Below are 20,564 nucleotides of genomic sequence, written 5' to 3'. Positions count from 1 at the left end.
GCCCGCTGTTACGCGGTTGCATGCAGAGGCGCAGGGCGAGACACGTGGTGCAGGGCGTACTGGTTGGGAAGGCAGTCGCAGGTGCGGTAGAGCGCCAGGTGCACGGCGCGTCCGTGAGGACGTGGCACGCACATGGCTTGCATCAGGGGGGATGCGCCGGCAGTCGAGGCGGCGGATCAGAGCAAGTGCTGTGCAGGGATGTATGTCGCGTGCCGTCCAGGCGCGTGGCCAGGCAAGCGCCGCGTCGCATTCCGCGACCACGGCCGTGGGTGTTGGATTCCAGACCCGAGGATAGATCGATGCGTCGTACGTTGAGCAAGTTCAAGTCGAAGGCCATGTTTACCTTCGTCGGTGGCATCCTGGTGATCAACCCCGCCTTTGCGCAGGACGTTACCGCGCAGCAGGTGCCGCCACCGCAGTCCGGCGCCCAAACCGCCACCACCCTGGATGCGGTCAATGTCACCGGCATCCGCAGCAGCCTGGATCAGTCGATGGGCATCAAGCGCGATGCTGCCGGCGTGGTGGATGCGATCAGCGCCGAAGACATCGGCAAATTTCCCGATACCAATCTGGCCGAGTCGCTGCAACGCATCACCGGTATCTCGATCGAGCGCCGCGATGGCGAAGGCGCGCAGGTCACCGCGCGCGGCTTCGGCCCGCAGTTCAATACCGTCACCCTCAACGGCCGCCTGATTCCCGGTGCCGATGCGTTCGGCGCGCCGGGCCAGACTCCGATCGGTGGTGTGGATGTGGGCACGCGCGCGTTCAACTTCGCCCAGCTCGCCTCCGAAGCCATCACCGGCATCGAGGTGTTCAAGACCAGCCGTGCCACCGCGCCCAGCGGCGGTATCGGCGCCACCATCAACATCCAGACCGACAAGCCGTTCAATCACGAAGGCGTGGTGGCCAATGCCGGCGCCAAGATGGTGTCGGATCGTTCGCAGCCGTTCGGCGATTCGCTCACTCCTGAAGTCTCCGGCATCTTCAGCTATACCAATCCCGACAAGACCTTCGGCATCGGCCTGAGCGGCAGTTACCAGAAGCGCCATGGCGGCTCGGTGCAGGCCACCGAAAACACCTGGAACATCCAGCGCTGGACCGGCACCGACCCGGCCCTGCGCCCGGATGCGGTGGTGACCAACGCACCGGCGATCGGCCAGCTCTACGGCATGCCCAACGATCTGCGCTATGCCTTTGCCGATTTCCAGCGCGAGCGCACCAATGGCCAGGCGGTGATGCAGTTCGCGCCCAGCGACAGCCTGACCCTGACCCTGGACTACACCTATTCGTCCAACGAAATCCGCGAAGAGCGCGGCGAGCAGGGCATCTGGCTGCAGCGCGCCAACAGCTTCACCGATCTGACCTTCGACACCGGCCAGGCGGTGGCCACCCCGGTGTATCTGCGCGATGTGCCCAACGGCGCCAAGGACTTCGGCATGGAGCAGCAGCGCAACGAGCAGAAGTACACGCTCGGCTCGCTCGGCTTCAATGCCGACTGGCAGGTGAGCGACCGCTTCCAGCTGTCCTTCGATGCGCACAACTCCAAGACCAAGAGCCTGCCCAACGACCCGGTCACCGGCGGCAGCGCCACGTACTTCAGCTTCGCCGGCACCAACAACTGCAGCAACGGCCCGTCCTGCGGCGGTCAATGGGGGCAGGAGCTGCGCTTCAACAATGGCCTGCCGATCGGCGCACGCACCTGGTATCCCACCGCGGCCGATTCCCTGGCCGGCACCAACGGCGTGCTCAACCCGGACTTCACCCCCGCCGAGCTTGGCTCGCAGGTCCTGCGCATCTTCTATCAATCGCAGGTCACCGAGATCAAGGAAGGCCGCATGGACGGCACCTTCGATTTCGAGGACGGGCGCTTCCAGTTCGGCGTGAGTACCGCCAATACCACCATGAACCGGCTCACCAGCGACACCAATTCCACGCTGGGTGACTGGGGCGTGGCCAACGCCGGCAACGAGCCCGGCATGCAGGCGCTGCTGCGGCCGGTGAGCATCACCGGCATGTTCAAGGACTTCAACGCCAATGGCGCCGCGCCCAATGCATGGCGCGGCGATGCCGATCAGCTGGCGCTGTGGGGTGGCAGCCAGTACGGCGCCACTACCCGCTACAACCCGCAATACAGCGCCGACAACCAGGTGGAAGAGAAGACCCGCGCTGCCTACGTGCAGCTGGAACTGAAGGGTGACATCTCCGGCATGACCACCAATACGCGGCTGGGCTTGCGCTACGAGCGCACCGATGTGGAATCCACCTCGCAGGTGGCCACGCCCACAGCGTTGTTGTGGCAGGCCAACAACGACTTCCAGCTGTTGCGCTCCACCGAGCAGCAGCCCTTCAGCGAGAAGACCAGCTACAACTACATCCTGCCCAATCTGGACTTCAGCATCGACATCTCCGATCAGCTGAAGGGGCGCGCTTCGTTCGGCCAGACCATCGCACGCGCGCCCTACAACAACCTGATCGCCGGCCCGACGCCGAATACGCCCAATGGCTCGATCCTGATCAATCCGTCCAACCGTGCCGGCGGCAGCTCGCAGAACCCGCAACTGGACCCGCTGGAATCGGACAACCTCGATCTGGCGCTGGAGTGGTACTTCGCCGATGCCAGCTACGTGTCGGCCACGTTCTGGAACAAGCGCGTCAGCAACTTCATCGGCAACACGGTCTCGCGCGAATCCCTGTACGGGCTGAGCGATCCCACCTCCGGTCCTGACGCGCAGGCCGCGCTGGCGTTCCTGCAGAGCGGCGCCTGTGCGGCGCAGGTGGGCGCCTCCGGCAACGACGTCGCGGCGGCGTGCTCGGCCAACGACACCTCACTGTTTGCGGCGATGGCGCTGCTGCGCAATGCCGCTGCCACCGGCGGGCTGGCCGCCTACAACGGCAGCTCCGCGCAGAGCCTGGCACTGGAGAATGCCTACGATATCGTGGGCAATGCCTCCGATCCGCTGTATCAGTTCGACGTGTCGCGCCCGGTCAACCAGAACAAGGCCAACATCCACGGCTGGGAATTGGGCGGGCAGTACTTCTTCGACAGCACCGGCTTCGGCATCTACGCCAACTACACCATCGTCGAAGGCGATGTGGGCTTCGACAACACGGTGATCGATCGCGACCAGTTCGCGCTGCTTGGCCTCAGCGACACCGCCAACGTGATGCTGATGTACGAAAAATACGGCTGGAGCGCGCGCCTGGCCTGGAACTGGCGCGACGAGTATCTGATCGCCGCCAACCAGGACAATGCCAACCGCAATCCGTACTACGTCGAGGCGTATCAGCAGTGGGACCTCAGCGTCAGCTACAGCTTCAGCAAGCAACTTTCCGTGGGCTTTGAGGCGATCAACCTCACCGGCGAAGACGTGCGTTGGCATGGGCGCTCGGACAAGCAGATCATCCGCCTGATCGACCAGCAGCCGCGCTACACGCTGGGTGTGCGTTACGCGTTCTGACCCACCGGCTGCGCTCACTTCCCTCCCGGTGAGCGCAGCCGGTGCCTGGTGGGGCAGATGCCGACGTGCGGGCTGGTGCGGGCCAGTCGCGCCCTTTTTCGAAGGCGGCCGGCGAGCGTTCGCTGACTGCGCCACGTGGCCGCATCGAGTCGTCAGCCTGCGTGGCACCGGTCCGGCGGCCGCAACCGCAGGCGCGAGCTGGATGCCGCCGCGCATCCCTTGGTGTCGCCGGCACACGCGGCGCTTGCTTGCACCCACACACGGCCGCCGCCGGGTCACACCGGCGATATAGGTTGCTGCAGGCCTGGTCCCGATGCTGCTGTGCCGCTTGCCGGTCTGCCGCTTTTTGGCAATGCTCGCCACCAGCAAGTGCGGTACCTGGCCGCGCGATCGACGCATTCCACGCAATGCGGTACTCCGTGGCGGAGCACCGTTGGAGTTTCAGATGACGCGATACGCAGTGCTCAACAATGTGGCGCATCACGATCTACGCGTCGTGCTGCGCTTCGGTGCCGAGTTCGGCGATGCGCTCGGCCTAGTGCCGGCATTCGTCACCGAATACGCCGAGCTGCAGCGCGAGTACCCGCTGTTCTTTCGCAAGGATCCAGCCACCGGCGGCTACCAGTCGGTGGCGCTGCTGGGCTTTGCACAGGACGAGAATCTGTTTCTGCAGGACGGCCGTTGGACTGCCAGCTATCTGCCCGGCATCGTCGCCAAGGGACCGTTTCTGATCGGCTTCCAGGAGCAGCGCATCGAGGGCGCCTTGGTGCAGGAGCCGGTGATCCACGTCGATCTGGAGCACCCGCGCATCAGCCGTCACGAAGGCGAGGCGGTATTTCTTCCGCAGGGCGGCCATAGCCCGTACCTGGAGCACATCATCGGTGTATTGCGCGGCATCCGCGACGGTGTGGATGCCGGCCAGGCGATGGCGGCCGCGCTGGATGCGTTGGGGCTGATCCAGCCGGTGCAGCTGGATGTCACGCTGGATGCCACCCACGCCACCAAGCTGGAAGGCCTGTTCGCCATCGACCGCGAGCGGCTTGCCGCACTCGATGCGTCCTCGTTGCAGCAACTGCATCGGGCCGGCTATCTGGAGGCTGCGTTCCTGATGCTGGCCTCGCTGCACAACGTGCGTCGGCTGATGGCCGAGAAGCAGCGCCGCCTGCAGCAGGCGCACACTGCGTCTGCGACTGCTGCGTTCGCCTGAGCGCATGACGACCGGCGCAGCCTTCTCCTCCCTCGCGGCCGTCGCCGAGCGCAGCGATTGCCACCCCGACGCGCTGCCGCTTGCCGCGCTGTGCGATGCCGCCGAGCCGGTGGTGCTGCGTGGCGTCGCACGCGACTGGTCGCTGGTGCAGGCCGGGTTGCGCAGCCCCGAGGAGGCGATGGCGCTGCTGCGCGCGCACGATAGTGGACGCCCCCTGCAGTATTCCCGCGGCGGCCCGGAGATCGCCGGCCGGCCGTTCTATACCGACGATTGCAGTGCGCTGAATTTCGAGGTGCAGCGCGGTAGCTTGAGCAGCTTGCTGGAAGCGATCGTGACGCATCGCGACGACCCGCAGCCGCCCACGTATTATCTGGCGTCGTTGCCTATTGACGACAATCTCCCGGGCTTGCGCGCAGGCAATGATCTGGATTTCGCCGCCAGCGGCATCGCGGTGCAGCCGAGTATCTGGATCGGCAATCGCGTCACTGCTTCCTGCCACTACGATGCGCCCAACAACCTGGCCTGCTGCACGGTGGGGCAACGTCGCTTCACGCTGTTTCCGCCCGAGCAGGTGGCCAACCTGTATCCCGGCCCGCTGGATCCCACGCCGGGTGGGCAGGTCGTGAGCATGGTGGATATCGCCAATCCGGATCTGCTGCGGTATCCACGCTTCGCTGAAGCGTTGGCGCAGGCACGCACCGCCGTGCTGGAGCCGGGCGATGCAGTGTTCATTCCCGGCATGTGGTGGCATCACGTGCAATCGCTGCAGCCCTTCAACGTGCTGGTCAACTACTGGTGGAGCAGCGTGCCCGCGCATCTGCCGGCGCCGATGCCCGCGCTGTATCACGCGCTATGGGCCATCCGCGACCGCCCGGCAGCGGAGAAGGAGGCCTGGCGCGCCCTGTTCGACTACTACGTGTTCGGCCCTGCCGAGCGCGCGGGCGAGCACCTGCCCGAGCAGGCACGGCATGCGCTGGGCCCGATCGACCCCACCCTGGCGCGACAGCTGCGCGCGCTGTTGCTCGGCAGGCTCAACCGCTGATGCGCGCGATCGGCTCCAAGGCCACGGGCGGGACAACTGCGCAGCTGCCGGGCGGGCAGGGCCGATGTGCGGCATTGGCAGGTGCCACTCACGCGTTCCGCTCCCGGCGGGCCACCCGCGTTGTCCAGACGATCGATCAAGACCTCACCCCGGATCCATCACCCAGGAGCGCACAGTGAGCCAGGCCCCGATTCGCAAGGTTGTCATCGCCGGCGGTGGCACCGCTGGCTGGATCGCCGCCTGCGCACTGTCGCATCAATTCCGCGAGCTGCTGGAGATCACGCTGGTCGAGTCCGAGCAGATCGGTACCGTGGGGGTGGGCGAATCCACGGTGCCGCCGATCCGCAGCTTCCATCGCTTCCTGCAGATCGACGAGCAGGAGTTCCTGCGCGCGGTGGCCGGCACCTTCAAGTTGTCGATCTCCTTTGAGCATTGGCGCCACCAGGGCGAGCGCTATATTCATCCGTTCGGCATCACCGGGCAAAGCACGCTGGTGTGCGCCTTCCACCATCTGTGGCTGGAGAGCCAGCGCCGCGGCATGCCGGGCAGCTTTGGCGATTACTGCCTGGAAACCGTTGCTTCGCGCGTCGACCGTTTCGCCTTGCTGCGTGAGCCTGCGGTCAACTACGCCTATCACCTGGATGCCGCACTGTATGCCAGGTTCCTGCGCACGCGCAGCGAAGCCTGTGGCGTCAGGCGTATCGAGGGCAGGATCCAGCAGGTGACATTGCAGCCGGACAGTGGCGATGTCGCCAGCCTGCTGCTGGAAGACGGGCAGGTGCTCGAGGGCGACCTGTTCATCGATTGCAGCGGTTTTCGTGGCCTGCTGATCGAGCAGGCGTTGCACACCGGTTACGAAGACTGGAGCCATTGGTTGCCGTGCGATCGCGCCGTTGCGGTGCAGACCGAAGCGCTTGGCCCGCCGGTGCCGTACACCCGCGCCATCGCGCACGAGGCCGGGTGGCGCTGGCATATCCCGCTGCAGCATCGCGTTGGGAATGGCCTGGTGTTTTCCAGCAAGCACCTGTCCGACGACGAGGCGCATGCCAAGTTGCTGCGCGATGTGGCCGCGCCTGCGCTGAAGGACCCCTGGCTGGTGCCGTTCCGCACCGGCCGCCGCCTCAAGGCCTGGAACAAAAACGTGGTGTCGCTGGGCCTGGCCAGCGGCTTTATCGAGCCGCTGGAATCCACCAGCATCCATCTCACCATCGCCGCCGTGGTGCGCCTGATCAGCTTGTTCCCGGCCGATGGCATTGCGCCCTCGCAGGTGGAGCTGTTCAACGACATCAGCCGCGCCGAAATGGAACATGTGCGCGACTTCATCATCCTGCATTACCACGCCACCCAGCGCGAGGAACCGCTATGGCGGCAATGCCGCGCGATGGAGTTGCCCGAATCGCTGGCGCTGCGCCTGAGCGCCTGGCGCGAACGCGCACACGCCTGGCAAGCGGCCGATGAACTGTTCCGCGTCGACTCCTGGACCCATGTGCTGATGGGGCAGGGCATCGTGCCCGAGCAGCATCATCCGCTGGCGCGCGCGCTGTCCGATCGCGACCTGCGTCGCCTGCTCGACGGCATCGCCCAGCCGATCCGGCACGCGGTGGAGCAGATGCCGTCGCAGCAGGCGTTTATCGACGCGTATTGCAAGGCAGGTGCAGGCGTGTGGGGCCTGGGCAGTCCGGTGCTGACATAGAGCGGCTGGCAACGATGGGGCACCGCCGGCAGGCAGACGCAGCCGCTGCCTACAACCGGCACGGCGCCAGCAGGTCCTGGCCCGGCTCGGCAACGCGACACGGCACGGGCGGCATGCTCCGCGCAGTCGGCAAGGACGGCCGGCACGGGCCGTCGGCGCGGGCCAGACCAATGTAGGAGCGCGCTCGCGCGCGATTGAGCGTCACCGGAAACGCTCGTCGCGCCTTTCCACCCCGGTTCCGAGCGCGCCGTCCACGTCCACCTGGCGACTGCTTGCTACGTGTTAGCCGCTCTTGGACACACGAGACCACAGATGCAGTGTCGCGTGCTGTGCCATGCCCGCTCTACGCGGTGTTTGGAGATTGCGTGTCGCTTTGATAGCGGTTGGCGACATCACCGCCGGATACAGGTCGAGTGCGCTGACGACAGTGCGCAGCCGGATCCATCGCTGCAGTGCCCGGCTGCTCCACTACAACCGCATCAAGTCCTTGCCGACCACAATCGGCCCGGCGTAGTGCTTGCGCGCGCCCTCGCTCCACATCGCATCGGTGATCGTCGGGTCGCCGCCAGGCACAAAGTGATTGAGCACCAGCATCCTTGCGTTGGCCGCTGAAGCGATCCTGCCGACTTCCTCGCTGGTGGAATGGCTCTTGAGCAGATGGTCGAGCAAGGTCGGTGCGTTGTCGTTGGTCTTGAGCATCTTTTCCAGCGCGGGCAGATACATCACCTCGTGCACCAGGATGTCGGTGTCCCTCGCAAATTCGGCCAGTGCAGGCAGGTAACGCGTATCGCCGGAGAACACCACCGTGCGATCGCGCGCGGCAAAACGATAGGCGAACGCCGGCTTGAGCGTGTAGTGATCCACCAGCGTCGCGGTGACGGTGACCTGGTCGTTCTGCAGCACCGTGCCGGGCTGGTCGAACTCGTGCACATGGATCAGCTGCTTGAACGGCGGGCGGCCTTCTTCGCGGATGCGCGCATCGATGTCGATGGCATTCATCTCGACAAAGGCATCCACCATCCTGGCGATACCGGGCGGGCCGTACAAATGCACCGGCGTCTGCAGTCCGCTGGCCCACGCCAGCCAGACCACGTTGAGCAGGTCGGCGTTGTGGTCGGAGTGGTGATGGGTCAGGAAGATGTCGCGCAGCGCAGGCAGGCGGACGCCGGCCTTGGCCAGTTGCTGTGCAACGCCATTGCCGCAGTCGATCAGGTAGGGCTGCCCGTCGATGACCAGCGCATTGGCGGCCGCGGCGCGCAGTGGTGATGGCGTGGGGCCGCCCTTGGTGCCGAGCAGCACCAGCACGCTGCCCTTGGCCGGGAAGGGCGCCGGTGACGCCGGGTCCGACGGCGCAGGGTCTTCCTTCGGTGCGCGCCGTAGTGCGGCACCGAGCTGGCTCGTCACGCTCAGCGTGGCCGCTGCCAGCGCGATGCGCAGCACCTGGCGACGGGAAGGGCGTGGCGAAGCGGCGGACATGACGGCTCCTGTCGAAGCGGGGAAGAGGATGTGCCAGGCGGGGCGTGGAAGTGCCTCAGACTAGCGTGGGGCTGCCGGGTTTGCGAATGGCTCACGCAAACCTCGGCACTGGCATGCCCGCGCCCGATGCAGGAGAGCAGCAACTGCGACGCACGCGGTGCGTGTACTGCTCGATCCGATGACCCGCACCGAATCCGCCACACCGATCCATCCGTTGCCTTCCAACGGTGGATTTGCATCGATTGCCTTCAGAGTTCCTGTGCAATGAACGCGTTCAACGCAGGCGAACGATAAAACGCCATGCATTGCGCGAAGATCCTGTTGAACGGACCGCGGCGGGCTTCGTCCTTCATCGGCACTTCGGCGCGATGGAAGTCCGCCGTCTGCTCGGCCACGAAGCGATGCAGGCGGTCGGTGGCACCGGTCTTGGCATTGTCGAGCGCGTAGGTCGTCAGCAGATACGAGCGATCGCGCAGCTGGTCGGCGGTGTATTTGCCGCTACGCTCATAGTTGTTGTCCAGGCACAGCTGCAGCGCGTAGGCCTTGACGTCGTCGCGATTGGCGGGCTTGCCGGCGGCATGGGCGGTGACCTGTAGCGACAAGGCCAGGAGGGCAGCTGCGGCGATGACACAAGGAGTGCGTTGAACGGGCATGCCGATCCAGGTGAAGGACGAGCTACCAAGTCTGCATCATCCGGGCACTGCAGATGAAGTGCATGACGAAAGACGCGCGTGACCGATGGGGTCCAAAGGTCAGCGCACAAAACATCAACCCGCACAGATCGATCCACACAGCACATCAAACAATCGACCACACTCTGCACAGGCCAGGCGCAGTCGCACGTGGCAGGCGCTACCCGCCTGCCACGCGCAGCACCCGCTTACGGGCCGAAGTAGGTGGAAATGCTGGAATACACGTCCGAGAAGCGCGAGTAGTAATCCGGATCGGTCTGCGCGGTGCAGAACGAGTAGCCGCCGTACAGGCCGCCGCGCAGCTGGTAGGCGCCACCGCTGGCGACGGTGAACAGGCCCGAGCCGGACGAGCCGCCCTCGGTGACGCCATCGTTCCAGACCACACGGTACAGCGGGCTCTTGCCGTCGATGCTGGTGCTCAGCCCATTGACGGTGCCCAGCGAATACTTCTTGACGTCACCGGACGGGTGGTGGATGCCGACGATCGAGGTGCCGGTCGCGCCGATCGCCGCGCTGTTCCATGCCGCATAGAATGCGCCGCTTGGCGGTGCCGTCTTCAGCTCCAGCAATGCGGTGTCGCGCGTGGTATTGGCGTGGCGCAGGAATGCACCGCCGGTCAAAGTGGTGGCCTGCGAGCTGGCGGTATTGCCGTTGCAGCTGGCCGCGTCGTAGAACCAGTAGGTCTGCAGTGTGTTGGCGACCGTCTGCGTACTGATGCAATGCGCTGCAGTCCAGAACAGGTTGCGCTTGGGCGAGTTGGTGTTGTTGAGCAGCGTGCCGGTGCACAGGAACGAGCCCTGGCTGGTGGTGAACACCATGCGCGCCACCGCCTTTGCGGCATTGGTGAAGCCGGCGGTGGGATTGGCGCGGCAGACGATATCGTTCTGGCAGGAATCGCTCTCGCCTATGGCGATGGTCATCATGTCGCGCGCGCTGGCGGTGGGGCTGATATCCAGGTGCGACAGCTGCGGGATGCTCAGGCTGAAGTTCTCCGGATACTGGCCGGCCGGCAGCGACAGCTCCACCAACAGATTCTCGCCGCTGACGGTGGGCGACCAGCCGATGGCGTCGCCGCTGGCGGCGAAGCTGGCACCGGATTGCTCGAACACCCGGCCATCGTCGCCGGCAAAGCGCAGCGTCACCTTGGACGGATCGCCCGGCGTGGCGCCGGCACCACGCAGGATCAGCGATGCACGCAGCGAGGCCGCCTGCGCGGAGCCGACCTTCAGGGTCGCCACGCGTGAGCCGTCTTTGGCCATCTGCCAATCAAGCGTGGCCAGATTCACCAAAGGCTTGGCAACCGCGCGCGAAAACCCGATCTGCAAGGGCTGCCCATGTTTGACCTGTGCGATGCGACGCTCACGCACGCGACCGATCTCGGTGCTGGTGGGCGCAGTGAGTTGCACCACACGCGTGGGCAGGATGCCGCCACGCAGACTTGCCGACTGCAACGTCGCTGCGCCGAGCTTGGCCGCCTGCGGCGCGGTACTCACCGGTGCCGCATCCATTTCGGTCGGCGGCGTTGCCAGTGCAGCGCCGGAAACGGCGGAAAACAGCGCCAGGTACAAGGCATTCTTGCGATTCATGGGTAGTCCTTCTCATCAGGGAACGACAGGCTGCGGCGGGGGCCACAGCGTGCGGGCGCCATCGTTGGCGCCGAACGAGACTAGCGAATGTTTAAAGCTGAATATGTGCTGAAAATCTCGTTCAGAGATTGGCGGTCGATAAAAAGATAATCGTGTTTTGCACACAGAGTCGACGTGTACACGCGCTGCCAGTGACCTGGCGCATGCGCATGGCGCCGCACCCCAGGAATCGTCTGCAACACGTACGCCGCTCTACCTGCGGCAACTGCGATCGCGCAGCGCACCGGCAGCGCTGCCTTGATCAAGCTGTCAGGCGATGCAGGTAGCTACGCTGCATGCGGGATGGCGAACGCGCATAACCTTGGCGGGCTTTGACAAGGCGCGCGCTACGTCCCTGCAAGCAGGCACGCCGGCAGCCAGCAGCAAGGTCTGCACATTGGCTCGCGACGAATTATTCCAACGCGTCGCTGGCGCGGAAGTCGGTCGAGCGACCGTTGGCTTTCAAAAACGCCAACACTGCAAGCCCGACCACCATCCAGGCCGTGCCGCCGAGTTGCGCATGCTGGTCGGCATTGATCAGCACATAGGCCAGGATCACGATGCCGATCAACGGCGTGGCGACATGCAACAGCACGCGGCGGCCCTGCCCGCGGAAATGCCACAGCACCGCCACGTGCAACAGGATGAAGGCGGTCAGTGCGCCGACATTGCACAACGAGGACAGCAGCGCGATCTGTCCGACGAAGACTTCGCCCAGCACCATGCTCAGGCCTGCCACCAGCAGGATGGCGCGCTGCGGCACGCCGGTGCGTGGATGGATGTAGCGCAGAAAGGCCGGCAGCTGGCGGTCGCGCGCCATGGCGAACAACAGGCGCGAGGTGGCGGCCTGCGCCACCAACGCGTTGGCGATCGCCGCACTGATCGCGACCGTGAGCGCAATGACGATCTGCAACCACGGCCCGGCGATCAGGCGCCCGATCTCGAAGAACGCATCGTTGGAGGCCTGCGCGTCGGGATAGCGTTGCAGGGTGGGCTGCAGCAGCGCGGCCAGCCAGGTCTGCAGCACGAACAAGCCGGCCACCAGCAACAGCGCCAGCAGGGTCGCGCGCCCGACCACGCGATTGCCGCCACGGGCTTCTTCGGACAGCGTGGAGATCGCGTCGAAGCCCAGGAACGACACCACCGCCACCGACAAGGCGCTGAAGATCAGCTGCGGCGAAAAGGCCTGCGGGTTGTAGAACGGACGCAGGTTCCAGTGCGCACCATTGACGCCACGCTGGATCGCCAGGCTTGCCAGCACCACGAACACCGCCAGCACCACCAGCTGCGCGTAGAGGAAGAAGCGATTGGCACGCGCGGTGGTTTCAATGCCGCGCAGGTTGACCAGCGTGTTGAGCACCACGAAGAAGGCGATCCACCCCGGCTGCGGCAGTGCCGGCAACACGTTGTGCATGGCGTTGGCGCCGACCACGTAGAGCAGGGTGGGCACCAGCAGATAATCCAGCAGGATCGCCCAGCCGGCCAGAAAGCCCATGCCGCTGCTCAGGCCGCGTCCCACATACGCGTACACCGAGCCGGCGACCGGAAACGCCTGCGACATCTGCTGGTAGCTCAACGCGGTGAACAGCATCGCCACGAAGCCGAGCAGATAGGTCAGCGGCACCATCCCGGCGCTGATGTCGAACACGCCGCCGAAAATGGAGAACGGCGCGGTCGGCACCATGAATACCAGCCCGTAGATCAGCAGGTCCTTGAGCGTCAGCTGCCGCTTGAGCTCCTGGGTGTAGCCAAAGCGTTCCAGCGCGGCCGCATCGTTGCGGCGGGGGGTGTCGGTCATGCAGGTGTCCGCTGAAAGGGATGCCGAGTCGCGACGCAGGCGCCGTGGGAGCGTCTGCAGGTCGATGCTGCAGTGCAGCCAGCTGACTGGCATTGTGACGATAATGTGGCCGCCAAGCCCATCCATTGGTAAAAATGCTAGGTTTTCCATGCCGGATGTCATCCAGCGGCGTACGTCGACACCGAAGGACCCCACATGTTCGACACTCTGGCCAGCCTGGGCCGCGACCTGCAGGCGCTGCACACGCTCAATGCCTGCCTGGACCGGGTGTTTTCCGACGTCTGCGGGCTGGGCTTCCAGTCCCTGGTCTACGACTACGCGCCGGTCCCGCTGAGTCTGGAAGGGGCATTGATCACCCCGTCGGTGTTCATGCAGCGCAATGCGCCGGGCGACATGCAGCACATCTGGTGCGAGCACGGCTATTACCAGCACGACCCGGTGCAGCAGCGTGCGACGCGCCGCACCACGCCATTCGTGTGGTCCTACCGCAGCGACGGCGAGATGGAGGGCGTGGAATACGTCGGGAGCCAGCATCGGCAGGTCACGCGTTATCTGTGCGATAGCGGTATGGGAACCGGTGTCACCGTGCCCTTGCACCTGCCGGGTGGCGCGTTCGCGACATTCAGCGCTGCGGTCGATGCGGTCGCGGCCGAGGCGCCACGGCTGGCCGAAGCGCAGCTGTCGCCATTCCTGCTGCTGGCGCATACCTTCCAGGCACGCGCGCAGGAACTGCTCGATCCGCAGGAACGCCGCTGCCACCACATCGCGCTGACCCGCCGCGAGCGCGAATGCCTGCAGTATTCGGCCAAGGGGCTGACAGCCAAGAGCATCGCCGCTGCGCTCAACCGTTCCACCGCCACGGTGAACCTGCATCTGAACTCGGCAGCGCGCAAGCTGGGCGCGCGCAATCGCGTCGAGGCCGTCGTGCGCGGCATGCACTATCGATTGCTGGAGCCGTAAGCGCGGCGTGTTCAGCGACTGCGACGGCAAGCCGCGATAGGCGATTTCCCTGTGGTGGAAGTTTGCGATCGGCAGGTGCAATCGCTGCACGGGTTGGTGCCCGTCCTGGCGACCAATGATGCGCCCGACCGCGCGCGCATCCGGCCCCAAGCTTCGAAAGCGCAACGAACCTGGGAGTTTTGCCAGTTAACGCGCGGCGGTTGCCTCGCTAGGCTCGGCGCTCATTCTTGCCGTTAGCAGGCGCAGGTCATGCAGTCCACCGAGGGTTACGTCGAATTCCGTGGGTACCGGACCTGGTACCGCATCACCGGCGACCTGCGCAGCGACGCCTGCCCGCTGATCGTGCTGCACGGCGGCCCCGGCTGCACCCATGACTATGTGGACAGCTTCAAGGACCTGGCGGCCAATGGCCGCGCGGTGATCCATTACGACCAGCTCGGCAACGGCAAGTCCACCCATCTTCCCGATGCAGACCCCGGTTTCTGGACGGTGGGGCTGTTTCTGGACGAGTTGCAGGCCTTGATCACGCAGTTGGGGCTGTCGCAGTACGCGCTGCTCGGGCAGTCCTGGGGCGGGATGCTGGCGGCCGAGCATGCGGTGCGGCGGCCGGCCGGCCTGCGTGCGCTGGTGATCGCCAACTCCCCGGCATCGATGGGCTTGTGGCGCGCTGCGGCGCTGCGGCTGCGTGCGCGCCTGCCCGAGGACATCCAGGCGGCGCTGGACGCGCACGAAGCGGCCGGCACCCTGGACGACCCGGCCTATCGCGCCGCAAGCCAGGTGTTCTACGCCCAGCACGTCTGCCGCGTGCTGCCCTGGCCTGCCGAAGTGGCGCGCACCTTCGCCGCCATCGATGCCGACCCGACCGTGTATCACGCCATGAACGGCCCGACCGAATTCCACGTGGTCGGCAGCCTGCGCAACTGGAGCATCATCGAGCGCCTGCACCGCATCAACGCGCCCACGCTGGTGCTGTCGGGCAAGTACGACGAGGCCACACCGGAAACGGTGGAGCCGTACGCACGCCTGATCCCGGACGCGCGGTGGCATGTGTTCGCCAATTCCAGCCATATGCCGCATGTGGAAGAACGCCCGGCGTGCATGCGCCTGGTCGGCAACTTCCTCGACGACCAGACGCCGTGGCCCGGCGAGCAGTTGGTGCATGCCTCCCTGCAGGCCAGCCGCGCTGTTTGAGTGAATAGGGGGATAGGAGTGCACGTGAAGCTGAGCGTGCCCGGCTGCGGTGCGCAGCTGCGACGCGTCGCGATTGAGCTGCCTTGCTTGCGCATTACATGCGTCAGCGCGAGCAATGATTGAAGAGTCTCCCTGTCGATACACGCAGCTGTGCCTCAACCGCGTGTCGTTGAGCCGACACATCCAATGCGGATTGCCAGCTACGGTCGAACACCACCTGACGCACCACGTGGTCGGACCTACGCGGCCTGACCATGTCGAGAGAGGCTGGTCGTCGCGCCAGTGCTCGCCCACTGTCGCGATTGCGCCAAAAGCGCAAGCACGCATCGTCTTCTGCAAAGCGCCATCTGACGTGGCGTAAACCACACAAAACACACAAACCTCGCAAACCGCATGTGTCTGCGATGGCGCTGCTGCTACGCACCAATGATGCTCACAACACACGTTCGTGTGCAGTGACCGCCGCGCAGCATTGCGTGTCGCACTTCGATGCCTAGAAAACGCATTTGCCACCAGCAACTGCGGTCGAAAGCGCGCGTGAGCGAACCGGCATCGGCCTGCGTTTGCATGCATGAAAAACACATCTGCATAAGCACAAAAACACTGCGCACGCCATAACGGTGTCCTGTCCCGGGTGTCTCGTGCTGTCTCTTTTGCATGTCCTGCACGGAGAACACCGTGGTGCGTCAAAGTTTCAGTGATGGATAATTGTTTTATGTTTTAAATCGCGCGAAGAATGCGGCCCCCACGCACCGCTTTGCTGTTGTCGTCGCTCCGGCGCAGGCAGCACGCATCGCTTTTCCACACTTTGGGAGAGGCTGCATGATCATCAAGACATTTCAGGGCGCAGTTGCGCTTGCCCTGTCCGCCTGCGCTGCGGGCGCCATCGCCGGCCCGGTCGGGTACGGTGCCGGCACCACCGGCGGCGGCAACAAGACACCGGTCACCGTGACCACCTTCGAGGCGATGCAGGCTGCGATCGACAGTTATTCCGGCAGCGGCGGGTTGGTGCTCAACTACACCGGCAAGTTCGACTTCAGCAGCATCAAGGACGTCTGCGCGCAGTGGAAGTTGCCGGCCAAGACCGTGCAGATCAAGAACAAGAGCAACATCACCATCAAGGGGGCGAACGGCTCCTCGGCCAACTTCGGGCTTTGGGTGGTGGGCAACTCCAGCAACGTCATCATCCAGAACATGACTATCGGCCTGCTGCAGGGCGGTGAAGATGCCGACTCGATTTCGCTGGAGGGCAATTCCAGCGGCTCGCCGTCCAAGATATGGGTCGACCACAACACCGTGTTCGCCTCCTTGACCAAGTGCTCGGGCGCCGGCGATGCGTCTTTCGATGGCGGCATCGACATGAAGAAGGGCACCCATCACGTCACCGTGTCCTACAACCACGTCTACAACTACCAGAAGGTCGCGCTCAACGGATACAGCGACAGCGACACCAAGAATTCGGCCGCGCGTACCACCTATCACCACAACCGCTTCGAGAACGTCGAATCGCGTGTGCCGTTGCAACGGCGTGGGCTGAGCCACATCTACAACAACTACTTCAACAGCGTCACCACCTCGGGCATCAACGTGCGCATGGGCGGGGTGGCCAAGATCGAGTCCAACTACTTCGAGAACATCAAGAACCCGGTGACCTCGCGCGACAGCAGCGAGATCGGCTACTGGGACCTGATCAACAACTACGTCGGCAGCGGCATCACCTGGGGCACCCCGGATGGCAGCAAGCCGTACGCCAACGCCACCAACTGGATCACCACCAAGGTGTTCCCGGAACCGCTGGGCTACACCTATAGCATCACCCCGGCCGCACAGGTCAAGGCCAAGGTGATCGCCACCGCCGGTGCGGGCACCAACCTGGCCGAGTAAGCGGCAACAGGGTGCGGTCACATGGATCCCCGGCCTGGCCGGGGATTCTTGTCTGTGGGATGCAGCTGGTTCGCGCCTGGCCGGTTCGCGGCAAGGCACGGCGGCCACCGGTGGTTGCACGTGGCGGTGAATCCCTGGCGGTGGATGCAGGCAAGCGCCCCCCAAGGTTGATCGACCTCGCTCCGGCGCTGGCGTCAAGAGGCGCGGCAGGCGCCGCGACGCGGTATCGTGTCGCGATCCCATCCATGCAAGCCTGTCCATGCCGCTTCCAACCGATCCCGTTGCTGAGCACGCTCCGTCCGCCGCGCCTACCTTGCGCCACGCGCTGAAACCGCGGCAATTGATGATGATGGGCCTGGGCACGGCGATCGGCGCCGGGCTGTTTCTGGGCTCGGGCGTGGGGATCCACGCGGCGGGGCCGGCAGTGCTGGTGTCGTACCTGATCGCCGGAGCGCTGGTGATCATCGTGATGAACGCGCTGGGCGAAATGGCCGCGTCCAAGCCGGCCAGCGGTGCGTTTTCGGTATACGCAGCCGACGCGATGGGGCCGACCGCTGGTGCGACGGTGGGCTGGTTGTGGTGGCTGCAGATCGTGGTGGTGATCGCCGCCGAAGCGGTCGGCGCAGCGGGCCTGCTCGCCTCGGTATGGCCGGCATTGTCGGTGCCGTTGCTGGCGGTGGTGTTCATGGCCACCTTTACGGCGATCAATCTGCTCGGCGTGCGCAATTTCGGCGAGTTCGAATTCTGGTTCGCCATCCTCAAGGTTGTTGCGATCGTGGTGTTCCTGCTGATCGGTGTGGCCTTGCTGGCCGGCTGGTTGCCCGGCGTGGTGTCGCCGGGGCTGTCCAACTTTACCCAGAACGGCGGATTCGCACCCAAGGGGCTGGCCGGCATCGGCTCGGCGTTGTTGGTGGTGGTGTTCGCCTTCGGCGGCACGGAAATCGTCGCAGTGGCCGCGGCGGAAACCGCCGACCCGGGCCGCAGCCTGGCACGCACGATTCGCACCGTGGCCTGGCGCATCCTGGTGTTCTACATCGGCTCGATCAGCGTGATCGTGGCGGTGGTGCCGTGGACCAGCGCGGCGCTCAGCTCGCCGTTTGCCGCCGTGCTGGAGGTGGCGCGCATTCCCGGCGCGGCCACCGCCATCACCCTGGTCGCCGTGGTGGCCTTGCTGTCGGCGCTCAATGCCAATCTGTACGGCGCCTCGCGGATGATCTTTTCGCTGGCCCAGCGCGGCGAAGCGCCGCGGCTGCTTGGCAGGACCAGCGGCGAGCAGGTGCCGCTGGTGGCGGTGATCGCCAGCGTGCTGTTCGGATTTGCCGCAGCCGCGCTGGAACTGCTGTACCCCAACAAGGTGTTGCCGATGCTGCTCAACATCGTCGGCGCCACCTGCCTGCTGGTGTGGACGATCTCGCTGCTGTCGCAGCTGATCCTGCGCGCACGCGCCGACCGCGCCGGCATCGCGTTGCCGTTCCGCATGCGGGGTTATCCGTTTCTGACCCTGCTGGCCCTGGCGATCCTGGCGGTGATCTTCGTGCTGCTGGCGTCTTCGGCGGACACCCGCGCGCAGTTCCTGTCGATGGTCGGTCTGACTGTCTTCATCGCCGTGGTCAGCGAAGTGGCGCGACGCGTGCGTGCGCGGACATGAACGTGTAGGTTAACGCGGCTGAGTGCGTGATCGTCCAGCAACGCAACCACGGCGGCAGTGCGCTGTTGCACACCGTCGAAGCGAGAACACGCAAGCAGTCTTGCGGTTTCCTTCTCCATTAGACAGGCGAGTGGCTGGATCTGCCGATCCAGCTCGGCTACTGTCATTTGGCCGATTCCGTTCGTTGCATCGGTTGGCTGGAAAACATCGGCGCGCCAGCGCGCGACGATGAAAATGCATCGCTTCATTCCTTGATTGTTTCAGCAATCATCGCCGGGGTTCGTGCATGCATGCCGTTTCGTCCGAGAATTCTGCTGCCTTGCCTGCCGCCCGCACCCTGGAGGCGGTGCATGCGCTGGCCTATCCGGTCGACACGCATCTGGACTCGCTGTATCTGTCGCGCCTGGGTGGCTTCGATTACTGGAAGGGCGACTGGAAAGCGCAGCGGCGCTCGCTGATCCTCTGGCTGATGTCCAAGACCTCGCCAAGAGGTCGCAACCAACCGCTGATGTACCACGTCAGCGGCCCGGACTTTCTGGCCGGCGGCTACGGCGCTGCCTGCTTCAGCGCCCACGCGTTGTGGGAGAACCTCTTCGGCGCGCCGTTTCTCGACCCCTGGAACAACTGGGTGGAGCATCAGCGCTATGTCGAGGAGATGGTGGCCGCGAGCAAGGGTCGGATGCGGCTGACACGCAGCGCCGCCGAGCTGCGCGCGGTTCGGGCCGAAGGTCTTTGCTGCGCCATCCTGTCGCTGGAGGGCGCGCATATGCTCGGCCCACGCGGGGTCCGCAGCCAGGCGCTGCGGCTGGAGCGCCTGGACATCGCTGCCAGGGCCGGCGCCGCCTATGTGACGCTCAACCATTTCAGCCATACCGACATCTCCCAGGCCGGCTATGCGCCGCTCAATCCGTGGCGCGGGATCGAAGGGGCGGGGCTGTCGGAATTCGGCCGCAAGGTCGTGGAGCGCTGCATCGATGCCGGACTGCTGGTGGATCTTTCGCACACCTCCAGCCAGGGCGTCCTCGATGCCTGCGCCATCTGCGTCCGTCGCAACGTGCCGGCCTTCGCCTCGCATGCCGCCTCGCGCAGTGTCACCCGTGGCGCCGAAACGCGGCCGTCGCGTCATCTCGACCGCGGGCTCGACGACGCGGCGATCCGCGCCATCGTCCAGACCGGTGGCTGCATCAGCGTCATCCTGGCGCCGTACTTTCTGCAACATGCCTATCTGGCCGACGGCAAGCCGAACATGGATGCCGATCTCGCCTTTGTCGTCGGCTACTACGAAGCCTTCGCCCGACAGATCGCTGCCATGGGGATTGTCGAGGATCCGTGGAAACACCTGAGTTTCGGCAGCGATTTCGATGGCGGCATTTCCAGCCTGCCGACCGGTCTGCGCAGCGGCGCGGATCTGCCCAGGCTCACGCAGGCGATGATGGATGCCGGCTGGCCCACGCAACGCATCGTCGATGTGTATAGCGGCAATTTCTTGCGGGTCTGGGAGCGGGTGCGGCCGTAGCGTTTCCCGGTGCCCTGCGTGCGGATGGGGTGGGGCAGCGCGGTGACCTTCCATCACGTGCCGGTGTGCATCTGCGAGAGCCGGGTGCATCGCGGTGACCGGCCTGTGCGCAATGCGTCTGCGTGCGAGAAATGCGCGCTGCAGTGCACACCGGGTGTAGCATCGCCGAGAGGGCCAACAAGGCTACAACGTCAGGCAGGCGCGGCCGGTGCTACGAGTCGGCATGAGCCACGCCTGCGCTGCGGTTCCGGGCGCGCCGTCCGCACCCAGCTGACGACCACTCGCGGCGTGTTGTGGGTCGCTGCTGGCTGCACAAGCGCGGCAATTTGCCGCAGATGCGACGCCGTGTCGCATCGGGAACGAGCACGACCGTC

General features: G+C 65.2%; 13 protein-coding genes and 1 other RNA gene. 10 read left to right on the top strand and 4 right to left on the bottom strand.

Annotation, left to right across the window (positions count from 1 at the left end):
- The first annotated feature begins 299 nt into the window (after positions 1-299).
- The 4 genes from ACCQ04_RS14460 (at position 300) to ACCQ04_RS14445 (ending at position 7,400) form a co-directional block, all read left to right on the top strand.
- Positions 300-3,458 (top strand): TonB-dependent receptor, encoded by a 3,159-nt coding sequence (locus ACCQ04_RS14460; RefSeq protein ID WP_054591471.1) that lies wholly within the window; start codon positions 300-302, stop codon positions 3,456-3,458.
- 445 nt (positions 3,459-3,903) lie between these two features.
- Complete coding sequence (locus tag ACCQ04_RS14455; protein ID WP_046346016.1) at positions 3,904-4,665, top strand: SapC family protein; 762 nt, start codon at positions 3,904-3,906, stop codon at positions 4,663-4,665.
- A gap of 4 nt (positions 4,666-4,669) precedes the next feature.
- Positions 4,670-5,707, top strand: coding sequence for a cupin-like domain-containing protein (locus ACCQ04_RS14450; protein WP_226427254.1), 1,038 nt, complete (start codon positions 4,670-4,672; stop codon positions 5,705-5,707).
- 175 nt (positions 5,708-5,882) lie between these two features.
- A complete protein-coding gene (locus ACCQ04_RS14445; RefSeq protein WP_226427253.1) occupies positions 5,883-7,400 on the top strand; it encodes a tryptophan halogenase family protein in 1,518 nt (505 codons plus the stop codon).
- Positions 7,401-7,868: 468 nt separating this feature from the next.
- Here the strand turns inward: ACCQ04_RS14445 and ACCQ04_RS14440 are convergent, their stop codons facing one another.
- The 4 genes from ACCQ04_RS14440 to ACCQ04_RS14425 form a co-directional block, all read right to left on the bottom strand.
- A complete protein-coding gene (locus ACCQ04_RS14440; RefSeq protein ID WP_372358547.1) occupies positions 7,869-8,876 on the bottom strand; it encodes an MBL fold metallo-hydrolase in 1,008 nt (335 codons plus the stop codon).
- A gap of 248 nt (positions 8,877-9,124) precedes the next feature.
- Positions 9,125-9,529, bottom strand: a complete 405-nt coding sequence (locus ACCQ04_RS14435; protein ID WP_024938724.1) for a hypothetical protein — start codon at positions 9,527-9,529, stop codon at positions 9,125-9,127.
- Between the two features lie 227 nt (positions 9,530-9,756).
- Positions 9,757-11,154, bottom strand: a complete 1,398-nt coding sequence (locus tag ACCQ04_RS14430) for a trypsin-like serine peptidase (RefSeq protein WP_024938725.1) — start codon at positions 11,152-11,154, stop codon at positions 9,757-9,759.
- 451 nt (positions 11,155-11,605) lie between these two features.
- Entirely contained in the window at positions 11,606-12,991 is a 1,386-nt protein-coding gene (locus ACCQ04_RS14425) for an APC family permease (RefSeq protein ID WP_184378876.1), read from the bottom strand.
- Positions 12,992-13,186: 195 nt separating this feature from the next.
- On the opposite strand from ACCQ04_RS14425, the gene ACCQ04_RS14420 reads away from it, so the two are divergent.
- The 6 genes from ACCQ04_RS14420 to ACCQ04_RS14395 all read left to right on the top strand — a co-directional run bounded on the left by ACCQ04_RS14420 (position 13,187) and on the right by ACCQ04_RS14395 (position 20,490).
- Entirely contained in the window at positions 13,187-13,951 is a 765-nt protein-coding gene (locus tag ACCQ04_RS14420; RefSeq protein ID WP_016904441.1) for a LuxR family transcriptional regulator, read from the top strand.
- A gap of 249 nt (positions 13,952-14,200) precedes the next feature.
- Positions 14,201-15,142, top strand: a complete 942-nt coding sequence (locus ACCQ04_RS14415) for a proline iminopeptidase-family hydrolase (RefSeq protein WP_039813374.1) — start codon at positions 14,201-14,203, stop codon at positions 15,140-15,142.
- A gap of 822 nt (positions 15,143-15,964) precedes the next feature.
- The gene (locus tag ACCQ04_RS14410; protein ID WP_226427251.1) at positions 15,965-17,026 is read left to right on the top strand and encodes a pectate lyase family protein; all 1,062 of its coding nucleotides are present in this window, start codon (positions 15,965-15,967) and stop codon (positions 17,024-17,026) included.
- A gap of 259 nt (positions 17,027-17,285) precedes the next feature.
- A complete protein-coding gene (locus tag ACCQ04_RS14405; RefSeq protein ID WP_026064748.1) occupies positions 17,286-18,674 on the top strand; it encodes an amino acid permease in 1,389 nt (462 codons plus the stop codon).
- A 286-nt stretch (positions 18,675-18,960) separates the two neighbouring features.
- Positions 18,961-20,190 carry a dipeptidase gene (locus ACCQ04_RS14400; protein WP_184433963.1) on the top strand — a complete coding sequence of 410 codons (1,230 nt, stop codon included), beginning with the start codon at positions 18,961-18,963 and terminating at the stop codon, positions 20,188-20,190.
- Between the two features lie 223 nt (positions 20,191-20,413).
- A non-coding RNA gene (locus ACCQ04_RS14395) (sX9 sRNA) lies at positions 20,414-20,490 on the top strand.
- Positions 20,491-20,564 lie beyond the last annotated feature (74 nt).

It is taken from the genome of Xanthomonas sp. NCPPB 2866 (genome assembly GCF_041475745.2).
Lineage (GTDB): Bacteria > Pseudomonadota > Gammaproteobacteria > Xanthomonadales > Xanthomonadaceae > Xanthomonas > Xanthomonas arboricola.
This window is presented reverse-complemented; position numbering and strand designations above follow the sequence as displayed.